The 19,681-nt window shown below is 72.4% G+C and carries 15 protein-coding genes and 1 pseudogene; 10 read left to right on the top strand and 6 right to left on the bottom strand.

Features of this window, described 5'->3' with window-relative positions:
* Positions 1 to 25: 25 nt before the first annotated feature.
* Positions 26 to 1,201: a glycosyltransferase gene (locus tag ACIRA5_RS02970; protein WP_403686541.1), complete on the top strand. Its 1,176-nt coding sequence runs from the start codon at positions 26 to 28 to the stop codon at positions 1,199 to 1,201.
* A 46-nt stretch (positions 1,202 to 1,247) separates the two neighbouring features.
* On the opposite strand, the gene ACIRA5_RS02965 is transcribed toward ACIRA5_RS02970, so the two are convergent.
* Complete coding sequence (locus ACIRA5_RS02965; protein ID WP_403686538.1) at positions 1,248 to 2,669, bottom strand: TerD family protein; 1,422 nt, start codon at positions 2,667 to 2,669, stop codon at positions 1,248 to 1,250.
* Positions 2,670 to 2,971: 302 nt separating this feature from the next.
* Between ACIRA5_RS02965 and ACIRA5_RS02960 the strand changes: the two genes are divergently transcribed.
* The 4 genes from ACIRA5_RS02960 (at position 2,972) to ACIRA5_RS02945 (ending at position 7,666) form a co-directional block, all read left to right on the top strand.
* On the top strand, positions 2,972 to 3,415 hold the full coding sequence (locus ACIRA5_RS02960; RefSeq protein ID WP_067373139.1) for a DUF6643 family protein: 444 nt from the start codon (positions 2,972 to 2,974) through the stop codon (positions 3,413 to 3,415).
* Between the two features lie 68 nt (positions 3,416 to 3,483).
* Complete coding sequence (locus ACIRA5_RS02955) at positions 3,484 to 4,308, top strand: MOSC domain-containing protein (RefSeq protein ID WP_403686535.1); 825 nt, start codon at positions 3,484 to 3,486, stop codon at positions 4,306 to 4,308.
* Between the two features lie 158 nt (positions 4,309 to 4,466).
* Complete coding sequence (locus ACIRA5_RS02950) at positions 4,467 to 5,072, top strand: hypothetical protein (protein WP_352045471.1); 606 nt, start codon at positions 4,467 to 4,469, stop codon at positions 5,070 to 5,072.
* A 158-nt stretch (positions 5,073 to 5,230) separates the two neighbouring features.
* Positions 5,231 to 7,666 (top strand): right-handed parallel beta-helix repeat-containing protein, encoded by a 2,436-nt coding sequence (locus ACIRA5_RS02945; protein ID WP_403686533.1) that lies wholly within the window; start codon positions 5,231 to 5,233, stop codon positions 7,664 to 7,666.
* 28 nt (positions 7,667 to 7,694) lie between these two features.
* Here the strand turns inward: ACIRA5_RS02945 and ACIRA5_RS02940 are convergent, their stop codons facing one another.
* Positions 7,695 to 10,037 (bottom strand): hypothetical protein, encoded by a 2,343-nt coding sequence (locus tag ACIRA5_RS02940; protein WP_403686531.1) that lies wholly within the window; start codon positions 10,035 to 10,037, stop codon positions 7,695 to 7,697.
* Between the two features lie 258 nt (positions 10,038 to 10,295).
* Here ACIRA5_RS02940 and ACIRA5_RS02935 point away from each other — a divergent pair, with 258 nt between their 5' ends.
* Entirely contained in the window at positions 10,296 to 11,126 is an 831-nt protein-coding gene (locus ACIRA5_RS02935) for a DeoR/GlpR family DNA-binding transcription regulator (RefSeq protein ID WP_403686530.1), read from the top strand.
* An 80-nt stretch (positions 11,127 to 11,206) separates the two neighbouring features.
* On the top strand, positions 11,207 to 11,686 hold the full coding sequence (locus ACIRA5_RS02930; RefSeq protein ID WP_403686527.1) for an SRPBCC family protein: 480 nt from the start codon (positions 11,207 to 11,209) through the stop codon (positions 11,684 to 11,686).
* Positions 11,687 to 11,820: 134 nt separating this feature from the next.
* Here ACIRA5_RS02930 and ACIRA5_RS02925 read toward each other — a convergent pair whose 3' ends face one another.
* A complete protein-coding gene (locus ACIRA5_RS02925) occupies positions 11,821 to 12,945 on the bottom strand; it encodes a PLP-dependent cysteine synthase family protein (RefSeq protein WP_352045475.1) in 1,125 nt (374 codons plus the stop codon).
* A 392-nt stretch (positions 12,946 to 13,337) separates the two neighbouring features.
* Between ACIRA5_RS02925 and ACIRA5_RS02920 the strand changes: the two genes are divergently transcribed.
* Complete coding sequence (locus ACIRA5_RS02920) at positions 13,338 to 13,661, top strand: hypothetical protein (RefSeq protein ID WP_054228734.1); 324 nt, start codon at positions 13,338 to 13,340, stop codon at positions 13,659 to 13,661.
* A 1,344-nt stretch (positions 13,662 to 15,005) separates the two neighbouring features.
* Complete coding sequence (locus tag ACIRA5_RS02915; RefSeq protein WP_352045476.1) at positions 15,006 to 15,539, top strand: ATP-binding protein; 534 nt, start codon at positions 15,006 to 15,008, stop codon at positions 15,537 to 15,539.
* Between the two features lie 26 nt (positions 15,540 to 15,565).
* Here the strand turns inward: ACIRA5_RS02915 and ACIRA5_RS02910 are convergent, their stop codons facing one another.
* The 3 genes from ACIRA5_RS02910 to ACIRA5_RS02900 are packed head-to-tail and all read right to left on the bottom strand — an operon-like array spanning position 15,566 to position 19,187.
* On the bottom strand, positions 15,566 to 18,127 hold the full coding sequence (locus ACIRA5_RS02910) for an ABC transporter permease (protein ID WP_403686525.1): 2,562 nt from the start codon (positions 18,125 to 18,127) through the stop codon (positions 15,566 to 15,568).
* Positions 18,124 to 18,882, bottom strand: coding sequence for an ABC transporter ATP-binding protein (locus ACIRA5_RS02905; protein WP_403686524.1), 759 nt, complete (start codon positions 18,880 to 18,882; stop codon positions 18,124 to 18,126). Before ACIRA5_RS02905 ends, ACIRA5_RS02910 begins: the two co-directional genes overlap by 4 nt.
* On the bottom strand, positions 18,879 to 19,187 hold the full coding sequence (locus ACIRA5_RS02900) for an SHOCT domain-containing protein (protein WP_403686522.1): 309 nt from the start codon (positions 19,185 to 19,187) through the stop codon (positions 18,879 to 18,881). Before ACIRA5_RS02900 ends, ACIRA5_RS02905 begins: the two co-directional genes overlap by 4 nt.
* Before the next feature lie 185 nt (positions 19,188 to 19,372).
* Here ACIRA5_RS02900 and ACIRA5_RS02895 point away from each other — a divergent pair.
* Positions 19,373 to 19,657: pseudogene (locus ACIRA5_RS02895) on the top strand (phosphotriesterase); the annotation flags it as partial.
* Positions 19,658 to 19,681: the final 24 nt, after the last annotated feature.

Below are 19,681 nucleotides of genomic sequence, written 5' to 3'. Positions count from 1 at the left end.
CCCGGGGTGGGGCAGACTGCGACGGGTGAGTGCCGTCGCGTGGACCGCCGTGGGATCACTGGCCGCCTGGCTGTGGCTGCTGCTCGGCCAGGGCTTCTTCTGGCGTACGGATCTGCGGCTGCCGCCGCGTCGGGAACCGGACGACTGGCCGTCCGTCTGCGTCGTCGTACCGGCACGCGACGAGGCCGCCGTACTGCCCGAGAGCCTGCCCTCGCTGCTCGCCCAGGACTATCCGGGGCGCGCCGAGATCTTCCTCGTCGACGACGGCAGCTCGGACGGCACCGGGGAGCTGGCCCGTGAGCTCGCCCGTACGCACGGCGGGCTGCCGCTCACCGTCGGCTCGCCCGGGGAGCCGCCCGCGGGCTGGACCGGAAAACTCTGGGCCGTGCGTCACGGTATCGGCCTGGCACACGCGCGTGGCCCCGAATACCTGCTGCTGACGGACGCGGACATCGCGCACGCGCCGGACAGCCTGCGGACGCTGGTCGCCGCGGCGCGCACCGGCGGCTTCGACCTGGTCTCGCAGATGGCCCGGCTGCGGGTGGAGAGCGTGTGGGAGCGGCTCGTCGTCCCCGCCTTCGTCTACTTCTTCGCACAGCTCTATCCCTTCCGGTGGATCGCGGTGAAGGACTCGCGGACGGCGGCCGCGGCGGGTGGCTGCGTACTGCTGCGCGCCGATGCCGCCGAGCGGGCGCGCATCCCGGACGCCATCCGGCACGCCGTCATCGACGACGTGGCGCTCGCGAGGGCGGTCAAGGGCAGCGGAGGTCACATCTGGCTGGGGCTGGCCGAGCGGGTCGACAGCGTGCGTCCCTATCCCCGGCTGCACGACCTGTGGCGCATGGTCTCGCGCAGCGCGTACGCCCAGCTGCGGCACAACCCGGTGCTGCTCCTCGGTACGGTCCTCGGCCTCGCCGTGGTGTACCTGGTGCCGCCGGCCGCCCTCTTCACGGGTCTCTTCTCCGGGCATTCGGGGATCGCGGCGGCCGGCGGGCTCGCGTGGCTGCTGATGACGGCGACGTATCTGCCGATGCTGCGCTACTACCGGCAGCCCGTGTGGCTCGCCGCGGCACTGCCGGTGACCGCGTTCCTGTACCTCCTCATGACGGTCGATTCCGCGGTGCAGCACTACAGGGGGCGCGGCGCGGCCTGGAAGGGCCGCACCTACGCGCGCCCGGACACCGCGCTCGACGAGCGCTGACCGGTCACTTCCCGCGAGTCATTTCCTGCGGGTCACTACCTGTGGGTCACTTCCTGCCGGGGGTCCAGTTCATGCCCCACCCGTAGACGCGGTCCACCGTGCGCTGCGGGCTCACGCCGCGCTCGGGGACGAGGTAGCGGGCTTCACGCTGGACGATCAGGTCGCCGCCGTTGTTGGTGATGAGGGCGAGGGCGCAGACCGTCGAGGGCACGGTGCACTCGTCGAGCGAGAAGTCGACGGGGGCGCCGTTCAGCGGTTGCAGGGTGACCGTGGCATGCAGGTCGGCGAACGAACGTGCCCCTTCGTAGATGGTGACGAAGATGAGGATGCGCCGGAAACTCTGCTTGTGGTCGAGGTTGACGGTGAGGTTCTCGCCGCTCGCCACGGCACCGGTGCGGTCGTCGCCGTCGAGGTGGATGTACGGCGGCTGGTGCAGCGCCCCGAAGGCGTTGCCGAGCGCCTGGACGACTCCCTTGCGGCCGTCGGACAGTTCGTACAGGGCGCAGAGGTCGAGGTCGAGGTCCCTGTGCGCCGCGACGGCCCGGCCCCGCTTGCTGCCCCACCCCGAGAACTGCTTGCGCACCTCCCAGTTGAGGTTGACACGCATGGCGCCGGACGTGCCGCCCTGTTTGGTCAGTGAGACCGAGGGCGCCTCCTTGGTGAGCGTGACCTTGGAGAGGCGGACCGGGGCCCCGGTCCGGGCGGGCGGCGGAGCCATGGCGGGGGGCGAGACGGTGACCGGCGGTGCGGTGACGGGCGGTGCGACGGGCGGGGACATGTTCACCGGCGGCGGACCGGCCACCCGTGTACCGGGCGCGGGCGGCATGGCGGCGGGAGGTGTGGGGCCGGGCGGTGCGGGGGCAGGCGGTACGGGAGCGATCGGCGCGGCGGCGGTCGGTGCGGGGCGAGGCAGGGGCGGCGGCGCGTGCTGCGGCTCGTCCACCGTGATTCCGTAGTCCTTCGCCAGCCCTTCCAGTCCGCTGCTGTAGCCCTGTCCGACCGCGCGGAACTTCCAGGCACCCTGGCGCCGGTAGAACTCGCCGAGCACGAAGGCGGTCTCGACGGTCGCGTCCTTGCTGTCGAAGCGCGCGATCTCCGTGCCCTGCCCCGCGTCGAGCACACGGATGTACAGACCGGGCACCTGCCCGAAGGTGCCGCCGTCCGCGGAGGCGGCCAGCACCACGGTCTCGATCGCGCCCTCCACGCGCGCGAGGTCGACGAGCAGTGTGTCGGTCACCTGACCGCCGTCGCCCCGCTTGCCCTCGTGCCGCACGGCGCCGGAGGGGTGTGCCGGCTGGTTGTAGAACACGAAGTCGCCGTCGGAGCGGACCTTTCCGGAGACCAGCAACAGCGCGGAAGCATCCGCGTCGGGAACCCCGGGCCCCGAACGCCACCCCATTTCGACGCGCAACGCACGCGTCGGCACAGGAACATTCGAACCTTTAGGCATTGTCATGTCCGCCCCCATCACGTGTCACCGCGCCAGGCCGCGCCTCGGGCCGCACCTCGGGCCCTTTCCCGACCAACCTATTCCCCCAAGGCGGAGAACTCCCATGAGGTGCTCCGGAAGATCGCAGGAGGGGCCTCGAAGACTGCTGGCCAACCACCGGTAACCCCCTCGGAACTCGGCCTTTACACGATCTGAACCCTGTTTGACGCCCTTTTTTGCCGAGTTCGCTCGCATTGGGGATCCCGCGTCACTGCCGACACGGAAAACAACCCTCTTATCGGTCTCCCCAACCAGCACATCGTGGGCTTAACTTATGTGCCATGACCTCCCCCCGCTCCACCTATGGCGGCGGTTACTACTCCGCGCCGTCCTTCCCGGACACCCCGATCTACGACTCCCTGGTCGCTGAGCGGGGCACTCCCCAGATCGCCCCGATCCGGGTTCCCGCCGCCTACGACACGGGCAGCAGCTACCTTCCCGCACTCCCCTCGGCGCTTCCCGCCCTGCCCGCCGGACCTTCGCACCAGGCCCCCATGTACGGCGGCTACCCGCAGGCCCAACAGCCCGCACCGCTGCAGCAGGCCCCGGCGCCGTACATCCCGCAGCAGGCCGGCGCCCCGCGTGGCTACCCGGGACCCCAGCAGCAGCCGCAGCGCCCGATGGCGGCCGGCACCGGCTACGAGGCGATGCGCCCCGCGGCTCCCCGCCCCGCCCCGGCTCCGTACCAGGACCCGTACAACAACCAGCAGTACCGCGGGTACTGAGGGGCTGAGGTACGCGGGCACCGCGGCATCCGGACCGGAATGTCGGTACCCGCTGGCACCATGGAGTCATGGGGAATGCGGAGCTGCACTCGATCCATGTCCATCCGGTCAAGGCCTTCCGGGCTCTCTCGCCCCGGGAGGCCGTCGTGGAGCCCTGGGGGCTGGCCGGAGACCGACGCTGGGTACTGATCGACGACGGGGGAAAGGTCGTCACCCAGCGCCAGCAGCCACGGCTGGCACTGGCCGCCGCCGAGCTGCTGCCCGGCGGCGGCATACGCCTGTCCGCGCCCGGCCGTGAGCCGCTGACCGTCCTCGTGCCCCGGCCGGCCGGCACGACGCCGCTGGATCTCTTCGGCGACAAGGTGGAGGCGGTCCTCGCCGACGCGGACGCGCACGCCTGGTGCAGTGACTATCTGGGGACCGAGGTCCGTCTCCTGCACATGGACGACCCCGCCACACGCAGGCCGGTGGACCCGGACTACGCGCGCCCGGGCGAGACCGTCAGCTTCGCCGACGGCTATCCCCTGCTGGTCACCACGCTCGCCTCGCTGGACGCGCTCAACTCCTTGATCGCGCGGGGCGACCGTGCCGACGAGGGCCCCCTGCCGATGAACCGTTTCCGGCCGAACGTGGTGGTGGCGGGCACGACGGCATGGGCCGAGGACGGCTGGCGGCGGATCGCCATCGGCGAGGTCGACTTCCGGGTGCCCAGGATGTGCGGCCGCTGCGTCGTGACCACCACCGACCAGGACACCGCCCAGCGCGGCAAGGAGCCGCTGCGCACGCTCGGACGCCACCGCCGCTTCGGCTCCCAGCTCGTCTTCGGACAGAACCTGGTGCCGGAGTCCCGCGGCACGGTGCGGATCGGCGATCCGGTCACGGTCCTCGAATGACCCGCCCGCGGGAACCCGGGCCCCGGGCACGGTCGTTGAGTGTGTGAGAAGTTCATGAAAGACCCGTGCGAAGGGTGATGTCGCTCTCTCTTTCCCGGGGCTTGCATATGAACGGCTCCGCGGGGGGTTATCACGGAGGCGAAGGGGGGTGCGGGACGGTGCGAGCTATCGGCGGACTCTGGCGTTGGCGGCACAATCCGCTGCGCCGCACGACCGATCTGGTCGAGGCGTGGCTGGCCCTGCTGACCGTCCTGCTGATCCTCACCCTCGCGCCCCTGCTCGGCGCCCTCACCGGACTGACGGCCGAGGACGCCCTCCAACAGGCCGTCCGGGACCAGCACCTGGCCCGCCACGAAGTGACGGCCACCGTGGTCGGCAAGGCGGCCCGGGCCCCGCTGGACCCCGATCCCGAGGCCTCGTCGGCACAGGATCCGCACAGCCGTGTGCTCGCCGACTGGACCGCTCCGGACGGCACGGCGCATCACGGCAAGGTGATAGCCGCCCTCAAGTCACCGCACAAGGGCGACCACTTCACGCTCTGGACCGACGAGCACGGAGACATGGTCGCCCGCCCGCTGGACTCGGCCACCGCGACGACGCACGCCGTGCTGGCGGGCATCGGCGCGGCCCTGCTCACCGCCGGGCTCCTCGACAGCGGCAGACGTCTGTTCGTGTGGCGCATGGTCCTTCGCCGGTACGCCCGTTGGGATCAGGCCTGGGACAGGGCGGGTCCGGACTGGGGCAGGACGGGCACCGGCAGCTGACCGCCTTCCGGCTCCGGTCAACCCACCGTGCCCGCGCACGCTACGGTGGACCGACCGAATCGTTCGGCACCGCCGTGAGAAGCTGTCCTTGATCGCGACGGGGTTTCAGCACGGCCTCGCAGGACCCGCGTACGACGAGGTGGGGGCACTACAGCGCCATGGCACAGGGCACGGTCCAGGTGACGCACACCGGCACCTCGCGGTGGCGGCGCCGCACAGGAGAGTACGCATCGCTGGCCGCCGCCCTGGAGGCCGCGGCCGACGGGGACGTGCTCACCGTCGCACCCGGCACCTACCGGGAGAATCTCGTGGTCCAGCGCGCGGTGACGCTGCGCGGCCCGGAGGGCTCTCCCGGCTCCGTGCGCATCGCGCCGGTGGACGGCGTGCCGCTGACCGTGCGCGCCTCGGCCGTGGTCCAGGACCTGCATGTGGAGGGCCAGGACTCGGCGGCGCCCGCGCTGCTCGTCGAGGAGGGCACCCCGGAGCTCCTCGACGTGCGGATCGTCACGCGCTCCGCGGCCGGCATCGAGGTGCGCGGCGGCGCCCGTCCGACCGTGCGGCGCTGCACCGTCGACAATCCGGCCGGCGTCGGCATCGCCGTACTCGACGGCGGCGGTGGCGTGTTCGAGGAGTGCGAGGTCGTCGCGGCCGGACAGTCCGGCATCGCGGTCCGCGGCGGCGCGCATCCCCGTCTGGAGCGCTGCCGGGTGCACCACGCCTCCGGCGCGGGCCTGTCGGTGACCGGCGAGAACTCCTCGCTGGAGGCGGTCGGTTGCGAGGTGTACGAGGTCAAGGGCTCCGGTGTGCAGATCACCGCGCGCGCCGCGGCCCATCTCACCGACTGCGATGTGCACCGCACGATGTCGGACGGCGTCACCCTGGACACCGACGCCGTGCTCACCCTCGCCGACTGCCGCATCCACGACATCCCGGAGAACGCGGTGGACCTGCGTTCCCGCTCCGTCCTCACCCTGACCCGCACCACCGTCCGGCAGTTCGGGCGCAACGGCCTGTCGGTCTGGGACCCGGGCACACGCGTGGACGCCAACCAGTGCGAGATCTTCGACAGCACGGGCGACTACCCCGCGGTGTGGGTCAGCGACGGCGCGACCGCGGTGCTCGAGTCCTGCCGGGTGCACGACGTGCCCGACGCCCTGTTCGTCCTCGACCGCGGTTCACGCGTGGACGTCGTCGACAGCGACCTCTCCCAAGTGCGCAACACCGCCGTCTCGGTGAGCGACGGCGCGACGGCGCAGCTGGACGACTGCCGTATCCGCGACACCGCGACGGGCGCCTGGTTCCGTGACCACGGAAGCGGCGGCACCCTGTCCGGCTGCACGGTGGACGGCACCCAGACCGGCGTGATCGTCACCAAGGGCGCCGACCCCACCTTCGAGCGATGCACGGTCGACTCCCCCGCGGAGGCCGGTTTCTACGTGTCGGCGGGTGGCCGCGGCAGCTTCCACAACTGCCGGGTGACAGGCAGCGGGGGCTACGGCTTCCATGTCATCGACGGCTGCCGGGCGACACTGAAGAAGTGCCGTACGGAGCGCTGCGCGCGCGGGGGTTACGAGTTCGCCGACGGCGGCAACGCACCGGGCGGCGGCCCGGTCGTCGAGGACTGCACGAGCGACGAGAGCGCCGGAGTGCGCCCCCCGGCGCACGAGACGGCCGTACAGACGTCCAACCCGTCCACGAGCCTGCTCGGCGCGATCCCGGGCCAGCGCACCACCGAGCAGGAACCGCTCGTCACCGCGTCGGAGCCCGAGCCCGCGCAGCCGGCCCGCACCTCGAAGGTCGTCCTCGGCGAACTCGACGGGCTGGTGGGCCTGGACAGTGTCAAGCGCGAGGTGCGCGCCCTCACCGACATGATCGAGGTGGGCCGCCGCAGACAGCAGGCGGGCCTCAAGGCGGCCTCCGCCCGCCGTCACCTGGTCTTCACCGGCTCCCCCGGCACCGGAAAGACAACGGTCGCCCGGCTGTACGGCGAGATCCTGGCCTCGCTCGGTGTCCTGGAGCAGGGGCACCTGGTCGAGGTGTCCCGCGTCGACCTGGTGGGCGAGCACATCGGTTCCACGGCGATCCGCACCCAGGAGGCGTTCGACCGGGCGCGCGGCGGTGTCCTGTTCATCGACGAGGCGTACGCGCTGTCGCCGGAGGACTCGGGCCGCGACTTCGGCCGCGAGGCCATCGACACGCTCGTGAAGCTCATGGAGGACCACCGGGACGCCGTCGTCGTGATCGTCGCGGGCTACACGGCCGAGATGGAGCGCTTCCTCACCGTCAACCCCGGTGTGGCATCCCGGTTCTCACGGACCATCACCTTCAGCGACTACGTCCCCGAGGAACTGCTGCGGATCGTGGAGCAGCAGGCCGAGGAGCACGAGTACAGCCTGGCGCCCGGCGCGCCCGAGGCGCTGCTGAAGTACTTCACGGCCATCCCCAAGGGCCCGGCGTTCGGCAACGGCCGCACCGCGCGGCAGACCTTCGAGGCGATGGTCGAGCGGCACGCGGGGCGAGTCGCCCAGCTCGACGAGCCGAGCACGGACGACCTCACGCTGCTCTACCCCGAGGACCTGCCGGAGCTGCCCTGAGCCTCGCCCCGTGGACGGGCGGTCGCCCTCAGGTCGTGGCGTCGCCGTCGGGACGGGGGCCCGGTACCGCCTCCGGTCGCAGCCGCGCCAGCAGCCGTTCGCGTTCCTCGGCGAAGGCCGGGTCCGCCTGGTAGTCCCCGTGTCCGAGGATCGGCGCGGGCAGCGGATGCTCCTGGGTGCGTCCGTAGGCGAGCGGGTCCTTCAGGGGCGCGCGGTCGACCTGGGGACCGCAGTCGCCGGGCAGCCGTACGGGGCCGCCGATGGGGTCGGTGAGGCGGTACAGGTTGCGCCAGCAGTCGACCTCCCGGTGCAGGGAGGTGAGGGCGGCGGGGCCGAAGTGGGCCGGGAACCAGCGCCCGTAGAGCCGTTCCAGGGGTGAGCCGTAGGTGAGCAGCGCGACCCGTCTGCGTGCGGAGGGTTTCAGCTGCCAGGCCGCGGCGGCGGCCAGCACACTGCCCTGGGAGTGTCCGGAGAGCACCAGGCGCCCGCCGGTGGCGCGGGTCCAGGTGACCATCCGCCAGGTCAGGTCGGGCACGGCACGCTCGGCGTAGCAGGGCGGCGCGAAGGGATGGGCTGCGCGCGGCCAGAAGGTCCCGACGTCCCAGAGGATGCCGATGGTGCGGCGGGCCGCCGGGTCCTTGTAGGCGCGCCGCCCCGAGGTGACGAGAAGCAGGAAGCCGAGGCCGATCAGCCAGGACCCGAGCGCCTGCGCGGTTTCGGCGGCGCCCCGGACGAAGGCGTACGACCCTCGCGCGGCCTGCGCCGGGGCGTCACCGGTGGTCAGGACGCCCACCAGGGCTCCGGCACCGAGGAGCAGGGTCACGAACGAGATCACGCCCACCATGAGGGGCACCCGGTCGGTGAGGGCGGCCATCGCGCGGGTGCTCGCGATACGGCCGGTACGAGTGGTGTCCTTGGCCTCGCCCGGGTAGTCGAGTTCCACCGCGCGCATCTCGAGGACGCGCAGCCGCCAGGTGCGCAGGGCCAGCCTGCCGCACAGGCCGAGGAGCACGAGGAGCGTCGGCGGGATCACGGACGCCTGCCAGGTCAGCAGGACGGGCGGGCCGGGCAGCGAGCCCCGGGTGCCGTCCAGCCAGTCGGCGACGCGCTGGGCGACTCCGCCGGACATCACGCCGCCCAGGGCGCAGGCCAGCATCGCGACGGCGGGTCCGGCCAGACCGCGCAGGGCGGTGCGCGGGTCGGGCCTGGTGCGGTAGAGAACGCGGGCCACCACGCCGAGTGCGATGACGAGCAGCCCCTGGGCGAGGGCGAGGCCTCCGAAGGTCGCGTCGCCCGGCAGGCGTCCCGTGGAGTGCCAGCCGGGCCGTGACCATCCCGCGTACAGCAGGGTCAGGGCGAACAGGACGATCGAGCCCAGGGGCAGCCCGCGCACGAGCGTGGCGTCCAGTTCCTGGTCCAGCCGGTGTTCGCTGCGCCCGCGCCGGCAGACCACCCACAGCACCACGACCGCGCCCACGGCGAGCGATGCGTACAGCAGCAGGCCGAGGATCCCGAGCACGGCGGGTCCCCCGGCCTCGCGGTCGAAGCGGGCCGCGGGGCCGCCGACGGCGGCGGTGACGGTGAGGAGTCCCGCCGCGGTGTGCGCGGCGCGCAGCCGGGCCACCAGACGGCGCCCGTACCAGAAGCCGGGCCTGCCGAGCCCGGTGCGGCCGGTCTCCTCGGCGGGCTCGGGCCTGCGGGACACGGGCTGCTGGGACTCGTACGCGCTCCAGGTGCGGTGCGAGAGGTACCAGAGCAGGCAGGTGAGACCCGCGGGCACCACGGCGGCCAGGGCGAGGCGGCGGCCGGGTCGGCTCCACCAGCCGTTGTCGGACAGGTCCGGGGAGAGGAAGCCCAGCCACGAGTGCGCCCCAGCGCACGCGCGTGTGCCCGCGCACTGCCAGGCGGTCAGGTCGAGGGCGACCTCGCAGGCCGCGGCGACCAGCAGCACGGTGAGGGTGAGCCCGGCCAGCCGGACGAGCAGGCCGTACAGGCGGACCGTCCGGGTGCGGCCGCGGGTGGCGGGACGCATCCAGTGCGCGAGGTTGACGACCATGAAGGGCAGCAGCAACAGCCACAGGGCCCGGGTGCCGTTGCCGGAGGTGAGGTTGCACCACACATAGGCCTCGGGGACCGGTTTGCCCCGGTAGTCGTCCGGGCGCCGCTCCGCGTCGGCGTCGTCGACGCGCCGGTAGACCGCCGCGGTCTCGTCGCCGCTGATGCGGACCGTCCGCGGATCGTCCAGCATCTCCTCGGGTGTGGTGCCGCCGACTCCGTGGACCAGGAGTTCGAGGGCGGTATCGGCCGTTTCGGGCCGCTGTGCGGGGCCGCTGAGCTCTCCCGCCGAGGCGTGTTCCCGTGCACGTTCCACTTTTCTGCACTTCCCCCGTGCGCGCGTCTGGCATGTGTCATGTGCAGGCACAAGGATCTCCGCTCGGGGGTGCGCGCACACCTGTGGTCACGGAATCTCCCCGATACGTGTGACAGTGACGCAACGGGGAGTGGCGCACGTGTCGGTGGCCCGTGCGAGGATGGGTCGTCCTCCAGGCCTAGGACAAGGAGAATGTCCACGTGGGAGTGGGTTCGGACGGAGTGGCGGGCAGCTTGTGGCGCGAGGATCGGAGCGGACGTGAGTGAGAATCAGAACCTTCTCGCGGAGCAGCGTCGGGCCCTGATTCTCGACGAGGTACGGCGCCGGGGCGGCGTCCGTGTGAACGAGCTGACCCGCAAGCTCGGCGTCTCCGACATGACGGTCCGTCGTGACCTCGACGCGCTCGCCCGCCAGGGCGTGGTGGAGAAGGTGCACGGCGGCGCGGTGCCGCTGGTCGAGGCGAGTACGCACGAGCCGGGTTTCGAGGCCAAGTCGGGCCTGGAGCTGACCGCCAAGGAGGACATCGCGCGGGTCGCCGCCGAGTTGGTCGCGCCGGGCACGGCGATCGCGCTCTCGGGCGGCACGACGACGTACGCGCTGGCGCATCAGCTCCTTGACGTGCCGGACCTGACCGTGGTCACCAACTCGGTGCGGGTCGCCGATGTCTTCCACTCGGCGCAGCGACTCTCCGGCCAGCGGCAGGGCGCGGCCACGGTCGTGCTGACGGGCGGGGTGCGCACCCCGTCCGACTCGCTGGTCGGCCCCGTGGCCGACCAGGCCATCGCGGCGCTCCACTTCGACGTGCTGTTCCTCGGGGTGCACGGGATATCGGTCGAGGCGGGCCTGTCGACGCCGAACCTGGCGGAGGCCGAGACCAACCGGCGGCTGGTGCAGTCCGCGCGGCGGGTCGTCGTGGTCGCCGACCACACCAAGTGGGGCACGGTGGGTCTGAGTTCGTTCGCCGCGCTGGATCAGGTCGACACACTGGTCACCGACGCCGGGCTGCCGGCCGAGGCGCGGGCGGAGGTCTCCGAACACCTGCGGCGCCTGGTGGTGGCCGGAGAGCCCGAGGACGGTGCAGACATCTGACGGTCCGCCAGCTAAGGTGACGCTGCCCGCGGCTCTGTACGCGGGACCGGAGGCTCCGTTCCCAGGTGGGGGTTTCGTCCATGGCACGCAGTCTTCGACCGGTGGGGCTCGACTTCGCCGAGACCGCTCCCCTGCGTCTGGTGTTCGCCCGCGAGGTGGCGGCCCCTCCCGAGGTGGTCTTCCGCGCGCTGGCCGAGGACGTGCCCGGCTGGAGCGAGTGGTTCTCGGCGGTGACACTCGCCCGGCCGACCGCGGACGGCGCCGGGCGGGAGATCCGGCTCCGGGGCGGTACGCGCTTCCAGGAAACGGTCCTCGTGGCCGAGGCCCCCGAGGTGTACGCGTACCGGGTGGACGTCTCGAACGCGCCCGGCCCCCGGGCCCTGGTCGAGGAGTGGCGACTGGCTCCGGCCGGGAAGGGCACCCGGGTCCAGTGGACCTTCGCCGCCGACGGCGCGGCCCCGTTCCGGCTGGCCCTGAAGCTGGGCCGGGCGGGCCTGGGCCGCGCGTTCCGCCAGGCGGTGACGGCGCTGGACCGACGGCTGGCGTCGACACACACGTGACGGCCAGGGCCTGTCGTGTGGATCAGGTCGTTTCAGACGACGGGGCTTGACCAGACCCCCGCGGCCCAGGCCTGATCCAAGCGACAGGCCCTGGGTCCACCCATGGACGCGCCCCGTGAGCCGCGCCCCGACGGTCAGTCCGGCCAGACGCCCGTCTGGAGCAGGGCCGCGATCGCCGCGGTGTAGGGCGCGATGTCCAGCCCCTGTTCGGCCAGCCACGCGTCCGAGTAGTACTTGTCGAGATAGCGGTCCCCGGGGTCGCAGAGCAGCGTCACCACGCTCCCCTGGCGCCCCTCGGTCACCATCTCGGCGACGATCTTCAGCGCGCTCCACAGCCCGGTGCCGGTCGAGCCGCCCGCCTTGCGCCCGATGGCCTGTTCCAGTGCCCTTACGGCCGCCACGCTCGCGGCGTCCGGCACCTTCATCATCCGGTCGATCGCGCCCGGCACGAAGCTCGGCTCCATACGGGGCCTGCCGATGCCTTCGATACGCGAGCCGCAGTCGCAGGTGACGTCCGGATCGCCGGTGGTCCAGCCCTCGAAGAAACACGAGTTCTCCGGGTCGGCGACGCAGATGCGGGTGTCGGCCTGCATGTAGTGCACGTAGCGCGCGAGGGTCGCCGAGGTACCGCCGGTGCCGGCTGTGGCGACGATCCACGCGGGCTCCGGGAAACGCTCCAACTCCAGCTGGCGGAAGATGGATTCGGCGATGTTGTTGTTGCCGCGCCAGTCCGTGGCCCGTTCCGCGTAGGTGAACTGGTCCATGTAGTGGCCGCCGGTCTCGACCGCGAGGGCGGCGGACTCCTCGTACATCCTGCGGGAGTCGTCCACGAAGTGGCACTGCCCGCCGTGGAACTCGATCAGACGGCACTTCTCGGCGCTCGTGGTGCGCGGCATGACCGCGATGAAGGGCACGCCGATCAGCTTCGCGAAGTACGCCTCGGAGACGGCGGTCGAGCCGCTGGACGCCTCGATCACCGGGCGGCCCGGCCTGATCCAGCCATTGCAGAGCCCGTACAGGAAGAGTGAGCGGGCGAGGCGGTGCTTGAGGCTGCCGGTGGGGTGGGTCGACTCGTCCTTCAGGTAGAGGTCGATACCCCACGCCTCGGGCAGCGGGAAGCGCAGCAGATGGGTGTCCGCCGAGCGGTTCGCGTCGGCCTGGACTTTGCGGACGGCTTCTTTGAGCCAGGTCCGGTACCGCGCGTCGCTGTGGTCGACGTCGAGGGTTTCGCCGGTCCGGATCTGCTGAGGGGTGCTCACGGCGGGGCTCCTTACGCATCGCGCCGACGCCGGTTCAGATGGTCGGACGCCTCGATCATAAACACCTTGCGCACGCTTCTCACCTGCATAAACACACCTTTGAGCACCTCAAAGGCACCCCTGTAGCAGGGGTGTCCGAAGCGACGGGGGCGCACCCGGGCGAGTGCTCCCGTCCCCGCCGTCACCTCGTCATGCGCACTGGTGCTCGCCGCTGCCTGCGGGCAGACTGCACCGCAGGGAACGCGGCCCGCGTCCGACCGCGCCGCGCGGGATGACACTCCCGGAGCGGTCGTGCACACCGGAGCACGACCCGCGCGAAGTCCGGGACCGGGACGCGGGACAGAGCGACGCGGGACAGAGCACAGCCGACGCGCACAAGGGGGCGGGGCATCATGGCGGAGCCGGAGTTCACGGCCACGGGCGTGCGGATCGGGAAGAGGCTGCGGTCGCTCACCCGGGCCGGACAGGTCCGGATCAGCGACGGCAGGCTGGAGTTGCTGACGAGTTACGGCAGCGAGATCGACAGTGCGCCGGTGCAGGCGGTGCGGGCGTCGAAGCCGTGGTTCGCGCCCGAGGACCGGGCGTTGGCCGACGTCAACGGCACCCGCTATTCGCTCACGCTCGGCGAGCACGACCCCGCGCCGGGCAAGCCGGGGCCGCCCTCGGCGCGCCGGTTCATAGAGGCGGTTCGCAGGGCGGCGGGGCGCAACGGCTGAGTCGGCCGCGCGGCAACCGACACGGGAGCCTTCGGTTCGCCACCGGCAAGGGCCGACACAGGCACCCACGACTCGCGACCGGCGACGGCCCGCGCGCAGGCCTTCGACCTCCGGCCGACGGCCGCACACCGGGCACCTCCGAGCGCGCTACCAGCGACGCTCGCGACCCGCGGCGGTCGGCACGCGGACCCCGGGCCCGCACCCCCCGGTCGCCGACCCGAGCAGCCCCGGCCCGCAACCGGCGACGGCGACCGGGCAAGCCTCGGACGTCCGGCCGCCGACGTCCGCCACGAACGCCCCCACCGCAGCCGGCCACAACGGCACGACATGGCGCGGGCTCGCGCCCGACGATCCCCGGACCGGAAGCCAGGCGACCGCCGAGTACCGGTGTCGGACCTCTCGCCCGACGAGAGCCGAAGGCACACCCCGAACGCACGCCCGGCGAAACCCGAGGCGGGACCCGGCACGACAGCCGCCCACGCACCACCGCCAACGGCCCGTGGGAAGGCCGTCGGCCCCCAACCGCGGACGGCCCACAACAAAGCTCTGGGCCCACAGCCGGCGCTTCCCGGCGCGCAAGCCCTGGGCCGACAACCACCCGGGCCCGATCCAGAACCCTCCAGCCCACGCCCGGCGAAACACGATGCGAGAACCACCGGCACACAACCGGCGACCGCCGACGGGGCAGCCCTGGGCTCGCGGTCGGCGACGGCCTTCGACGAACCCCTGGACTCACCGCCGGCGAGGCCTGGCTACGGGTCCTCCAGCCCCCGCAGGGCAAAACCCGGGGTGGGAGCCACCCGCCGACGGTCGGTTGCGGCCGACCGAAAAGCCTCAGGCTTCCCACCGGCCCACCCCGGACCATGAGCCTGCGACCCACGCCCGGCAACACCCGGGGTGGCAGCCTCCCGCCCGCGGGCGGGAGGCTTTGGGGCGCGTGCGGCGCGAGGTGGTGTCCAGGGTCTCGGTCGGCTGTGGCCGAGGGGAACGCGGTCCGGGATCGGTGCCGTCGGCACGGCGGCCCCCTTCCGCGGTGGGTGACGTCCGGTGCGTGAGCGATCCGGCCGCTCCCCGCGGCGGTGAACGATGAACCCCGGCCCGCCGGACGCCGCCGCTCAGGCGAGACCCCCGCCCCGCGACGGCTCGGGCCGGCGCGGACCGCACCGCGAGTTGCAGGACCGCACCCCCTGAGTCACGCTGTTCTCACATCATCACTCTGGGTTCACCGGCGATCACGCTACGAATCAGTCCGCCGGTCACCACAGCAGGCGGCCGTTCCACTCAGCCACTCTGCTGGATCCGATCTCCGTCTTCTTCCGGACCTCAATTCGGGGAGTCGCAGCCGTGATCAGCCAGCCAAGCAGGCATTGCACGGTGGAGCTCCAAGCCCTGCCGTCGCGGATCGGCCAGGTCCGCAGAATCCTTTCTGCGCAGTTGCGTTACTGGCATCAGGACCCCTTGATAGACCGGGCCGCGCTCGGAGTGACCGAGCTGCTGACCAACGTTCACCGGCACGCCCAGCCGGACAAGGTGTGCACCGTGGAGATCGAGCTGCTGCTCGACCGGCTCACGGTTTCGGTGCACGATCACGACCCCCGCCTGCCCGAGGTACAGGACGTGGACCCCACGGCCACCTGCGGACGCGGTCTCGCGATGATCGCCGCGGTGAGCGAGAGCTGGGGCGTGCGTCCGGACGGCGAGTCGGGCAAGGTCGTGTGGTTCACCCTGCCGGCGACCTCGCCCGCGGTGGCGGAGCCCGCGCTTCCGCCGTACGAACAGACTCGCGAGACCTCGCGCCGACGCGCCGTCGCCCCGCTCGACCCCCTCGACGAACGCCGGCCCGAACACGCTCCCGCCCGGTCCGCCGTTGCCGGCTGACCGGGCGGTGACCCCCGTCTCGTACGTCACTCGGTGGCGATGGCGCGCAGCACGTCCAGGCGTGCTGCCCGCCGGGCCGGGCGCAGCCCCGCGAGGGCTCCCGCCGCGAGGCCCACGAGCGCCACCACGACGAGCTGCACGGGCGGGATCGCGAAGGCGAAGGCGCTGTCCGACGCGCCGTCGGAGGCCTCGACGAGCACCCAGCCCAGGAAGGCACCGAGGGCGAGTCCGCCCGCCGTTCCGAAGGCGGCGACGAGGACCGACTCCCAGCGGACCATGGCGCGCAGCTGCGCCCGGGTCTGCCCGACCGCCCTCAGCAGACCGAGTTCACGGGTGCGCTCGTGGATCGCGAGGGTGAGCGTGTTGGCGATGCCGAGCAGGGCGATGAGCACCGCGAGTGCGAGCAGCGCGTAGACGAGGGTCAGCATCATGTCGATGCCGCCGGCCGAGGACCGCGCGTACTCGTCTCGGGTCTGCACCTCGGGGTTGCCGTACCGCGCGGCCACCTTCTCGACCGCCGCCTTTCCGTCGGCCGTACCGACACCGTTCTTGAAGGTGACGGCGACGAGTGAGTCGGCGTCCTGGGTGCGGTGCGGGGCCCAGGCGGCGCGGGTGATGACGTAGTCGCCTGCGAGTTCGGAGCGTCCGTAGACCGCGCGGACGGTGAAGTTCTCGCGTCGGCCGTCGGTGAAGGTGAGCCGGGCGGTGTCGCCGGTCGTGAGGTGCTGCTCGGCGGCCTCTTTCCGGGTGAGCGCGATGCCGTCGGTGCCCAGGTCATCGAGCGAGCCGCGCACCTCACCGAGGTCGAAGACCTTGCCGAGTGTGACCGGGTCGGTGACGGTCAGCGCCCGCCCCTTGCCGTCGACCTGGGCGACCCCGCGGCCGAGGCCGACCGCGTACCGGACGGCCGGCTGCCGCGCGATCGCGGGAGCGAGCTCGGGGCTCAGCCCGCTGCCGCCCGCGCCGAAGGACGGGGTGCTGACGGCGACGTCACCCGCGAAGGACCGGGAGACCGTCTGGTCCATGGTGGCCTTCAGCGAGGCGCCGAAGACCGTGAACAGCGAGACGACGGCGACGCCGATCATCAGGGCGCTCGCGGTGGCGGCGGTCCGCTTGGGGCTGCGCAGCGCGTTGCGCCGGGCCAGGCCGCCGGTGACACCGCGCAGCATGTCGAGGGGGGCGCCGAGGGCTCGTACGGCGGCCGACGACGCCACGGGGCCGAGGACCACGAAGGCGGCGAGGGCGAGAACGGCGCCGAGGCCCGCGAGCCACAGCGACGGACTCACCAGTACGCCGGTCAGGGTGGCGCCCACCGCGAGTACGGCCAGCGCCGCACCCACGATCGCCCGCCCCCGTGAGGCCCCGGACCCGTCGACGGCCGTCTCGCGCAGCGCGGCCAGCGGCGCGGTGCGTCCGGCGCGTACGGCGGGCAGCAGCGCGGAGCCCAGGCAGACCACGATGCCGACCGCGAGCGGCAGCAGCATGGACAGGCCGCTGATCACCAAGTCGCCCTGGGGGAAGGGGAACCCGATGGCGGGGAACAGCGCCTGCAGCCCGGCCGCCATCCCGATGCCGCCCGCGAGGCCGACGGCCGACGCGGTCACCGCGACCACGCTCGCCTCGACCAGGGACGAGGCGGTGACCTGGCGGCGGGAGGCGCCCAGGGCGCGCAACAGGGCGTTCTCGCGGGTGCGTTGGGCGACGACGATCGCGAAGGTGTTGTGGATGGAGAAGGTCGCGACAAGCAGCGCGATGCCGGAGAACACCAGCAGGAAGGTGGTGAAGATGTTCAGGAACTGGCTGGAGATCATGTCGGTGTTCTCCCTCGCCGACTCCTGGCCGGTGATCGCCTCGACTCCCTTGGGCAGGACGGGAGTCAGGCCCGCGACGAGCTCGGCCTGATCGACCCCGGGACCGGCCCGCACCCGGATGTTCGCCGCCTCGCCGGGCTTCGCGGTGAGGTACTTCTCGGCGTCGGCCTGCGTCATCCCGGTGAACGTCACCTGTGCCATGCCGTCCTCACCACCGAAGGTCGCGAGGCCCACGATCGTCACCTTGACGGGACCGGGGGTGCGCAGGGTCGTCGTGTCGCCGATCTTCAGGCCGCCCTTCCTCGCGGCGCCCCGGTTGACGACGACCTCGCCGGACTTCGACGGGGCGTGGCCCGCGGCGAGTTGGTACGGGTTGAGCTTCGGGTCGGTGATCCAGTTGCCGGCGAGGGTGGGCGGGCCCTGGCCGCCGACGGGCTTGCCGTCGCTGCCGACGAGCTGGCCCGCGCCCTGGATGTCGGGGGCGGCGGCCGCGACGCCGGGAACCCGCTCGACGGTCTTCACCAGGGCGGTGTCGACCGGTTGGCGCACACCCTGGCTCTCACCGGGCGTCGTGATGGCATCGGCGCTGCGGACGACCGCGTCGGTGCCCCTCGTGGCGTCGCCGAACAGCGTGCTGAAGCTCGCTCGCAGCGTGTCCCCCATGACCAGCGTTCCGGCCAGGAAGGCGACACCGAGGAGCACCGCCAGGAACGTACCGGCGAAGCGGCGTCGGTGGGCGCGCAGGGAGGACACGCTCAGGCGCACGGACGCGTTCACGACCGCCCGCCTTTAGCGTCCAACGCCTTCATCCGGTCGAGGACCTTGTCGGCCGTCGGGGACTCCATCCGGTCCACGAGGCGTCCGTCGGCGAGGAAGACGACCTCGTCGGCGTGTGCGGCCGCCACCGGGTCGTGCGTGACCATGACGACCGTGCGGTCCATCCGGCGCACCGCGCGGCCGAGGAGGTTGAGGACCTCCTCGCCGGAGCGGGAGTCGAGGTTGCCGGTGGGTTCGTCGGCGAAGACGACATCGGGACGGCCGGCGAACGCCCGGGCCACGGCGACGCGTTGCTGCTGTCCGCCGGAGAGTTCGGCCGGGCGGTGGTGGAGCCGGTCGCGCAGGCCGACGACGTCGACGAGCGCGTCGATCCACTCCCGGGAGCCCTTCGTCCCGGCGAGGTCCAGGGGCAGCGTGATGTTCTCGGCGACGGTCAGCGTCGGGATCAGGTTGAACGCCTGGAAGACGAAGCCGACACGGTCACGGCGCAGCAGGGTGAGACGGCGGTCGTCCAGCGTGCTCAGTGGGGTGTCGCCGATGAACGCGGCGCCCGAGGTGAGTGTGTCCAGGCCCGCCGCGCAGTGCATCAGGGTGGACTTGCCGGAGCCCGAGGGGCCCATGATCGCGGTGAAGCGTCCGGCCGGGAAAGCGACGCTCACCCCGTCCAGGGCCCTGACGGCGGTGTCGCCGCTGCCGTACACCTTGACGGCGTCGGCGACACCGGCGGCATGACGCGTCGTGATGGCGGTCGTCATGCCGCTCCTCCCTTGCCCGGGCCGCCGAACTGCTCGTCCAGGACGGTCAGCCGGCGCCAGTACTCGTCCTCGTCGATCTCGCCGGTGGCGAAGCGGCGGCCGAGCAGCGCGATCGGCGAGTCGCCCGTGAGGCGGGAGTCGCGGGGCGGGCCGAAGTCGCCCATGGCACGCCATGGTCCGCGGCGCCCGCGCCCCACGGTGCGGCGCAGGACCGTCACGACGCCGATCACGGCGGCCGCCCAGATCAGCGGGAAGAACAGGATCCACGGGCCGGGGCCGCCGTCCCAGTTCGCCAGGGTCTGCATCTCGGTTCATCTCCTAGAGGGGAGCTGTGGTAGGTGGGAGCTGTTGCGATGCATCGAGACTCGCTCCGGGAGGGGGTCCGAGTCGTCGTACGGCCAGCGGCCGTTCCTGTACCTCCGCGGGAGTACGCGGGGCGCCATCGCCTGCTTCCTCAGTCCGCTCCTGCTGCCCTCGACGCTGTACCTACGAAGCGGGCGCCTACCTCGCCTTCGACGGCCCCTCCCGTGCCCACCACGCCACCGACTGGCGCCTGCCCGACGCCGTACACGCCCTGGCCGACGCCGGTTTCGGCCATCGCCTGCTCCTCGGCGCCGACACGACGACCGCGGCGGCACGCTCGGTCAACGGCGGCCCCGGGATGCCGTATCTGCTGCGCCGGGTGCGCCCACGGCTCGCGCTGGCCCTGGGTGCGGAACTCGTGGAGCGCGTCTTCACAGAGAACCCCCGCCGGGCGCTCGCCGTGGAGTGGCGCGGTACGCCACCCCGTCAGCCCCCC

The sequence above is a fragment of the Streptomyces sp. NPDC096311 genome (assembly GCF_044763085.1).
GTDB lineage: Bacteria > Actinomycetota > Actinomycetes > Streptomycetales > Streptomycetaceae > Streptomyces.
The sequence above is the reverse complement of the archived record's forward strand: the minus strand, read 5'-3'. Positions and strand labels throughout refer to the sequence as shown.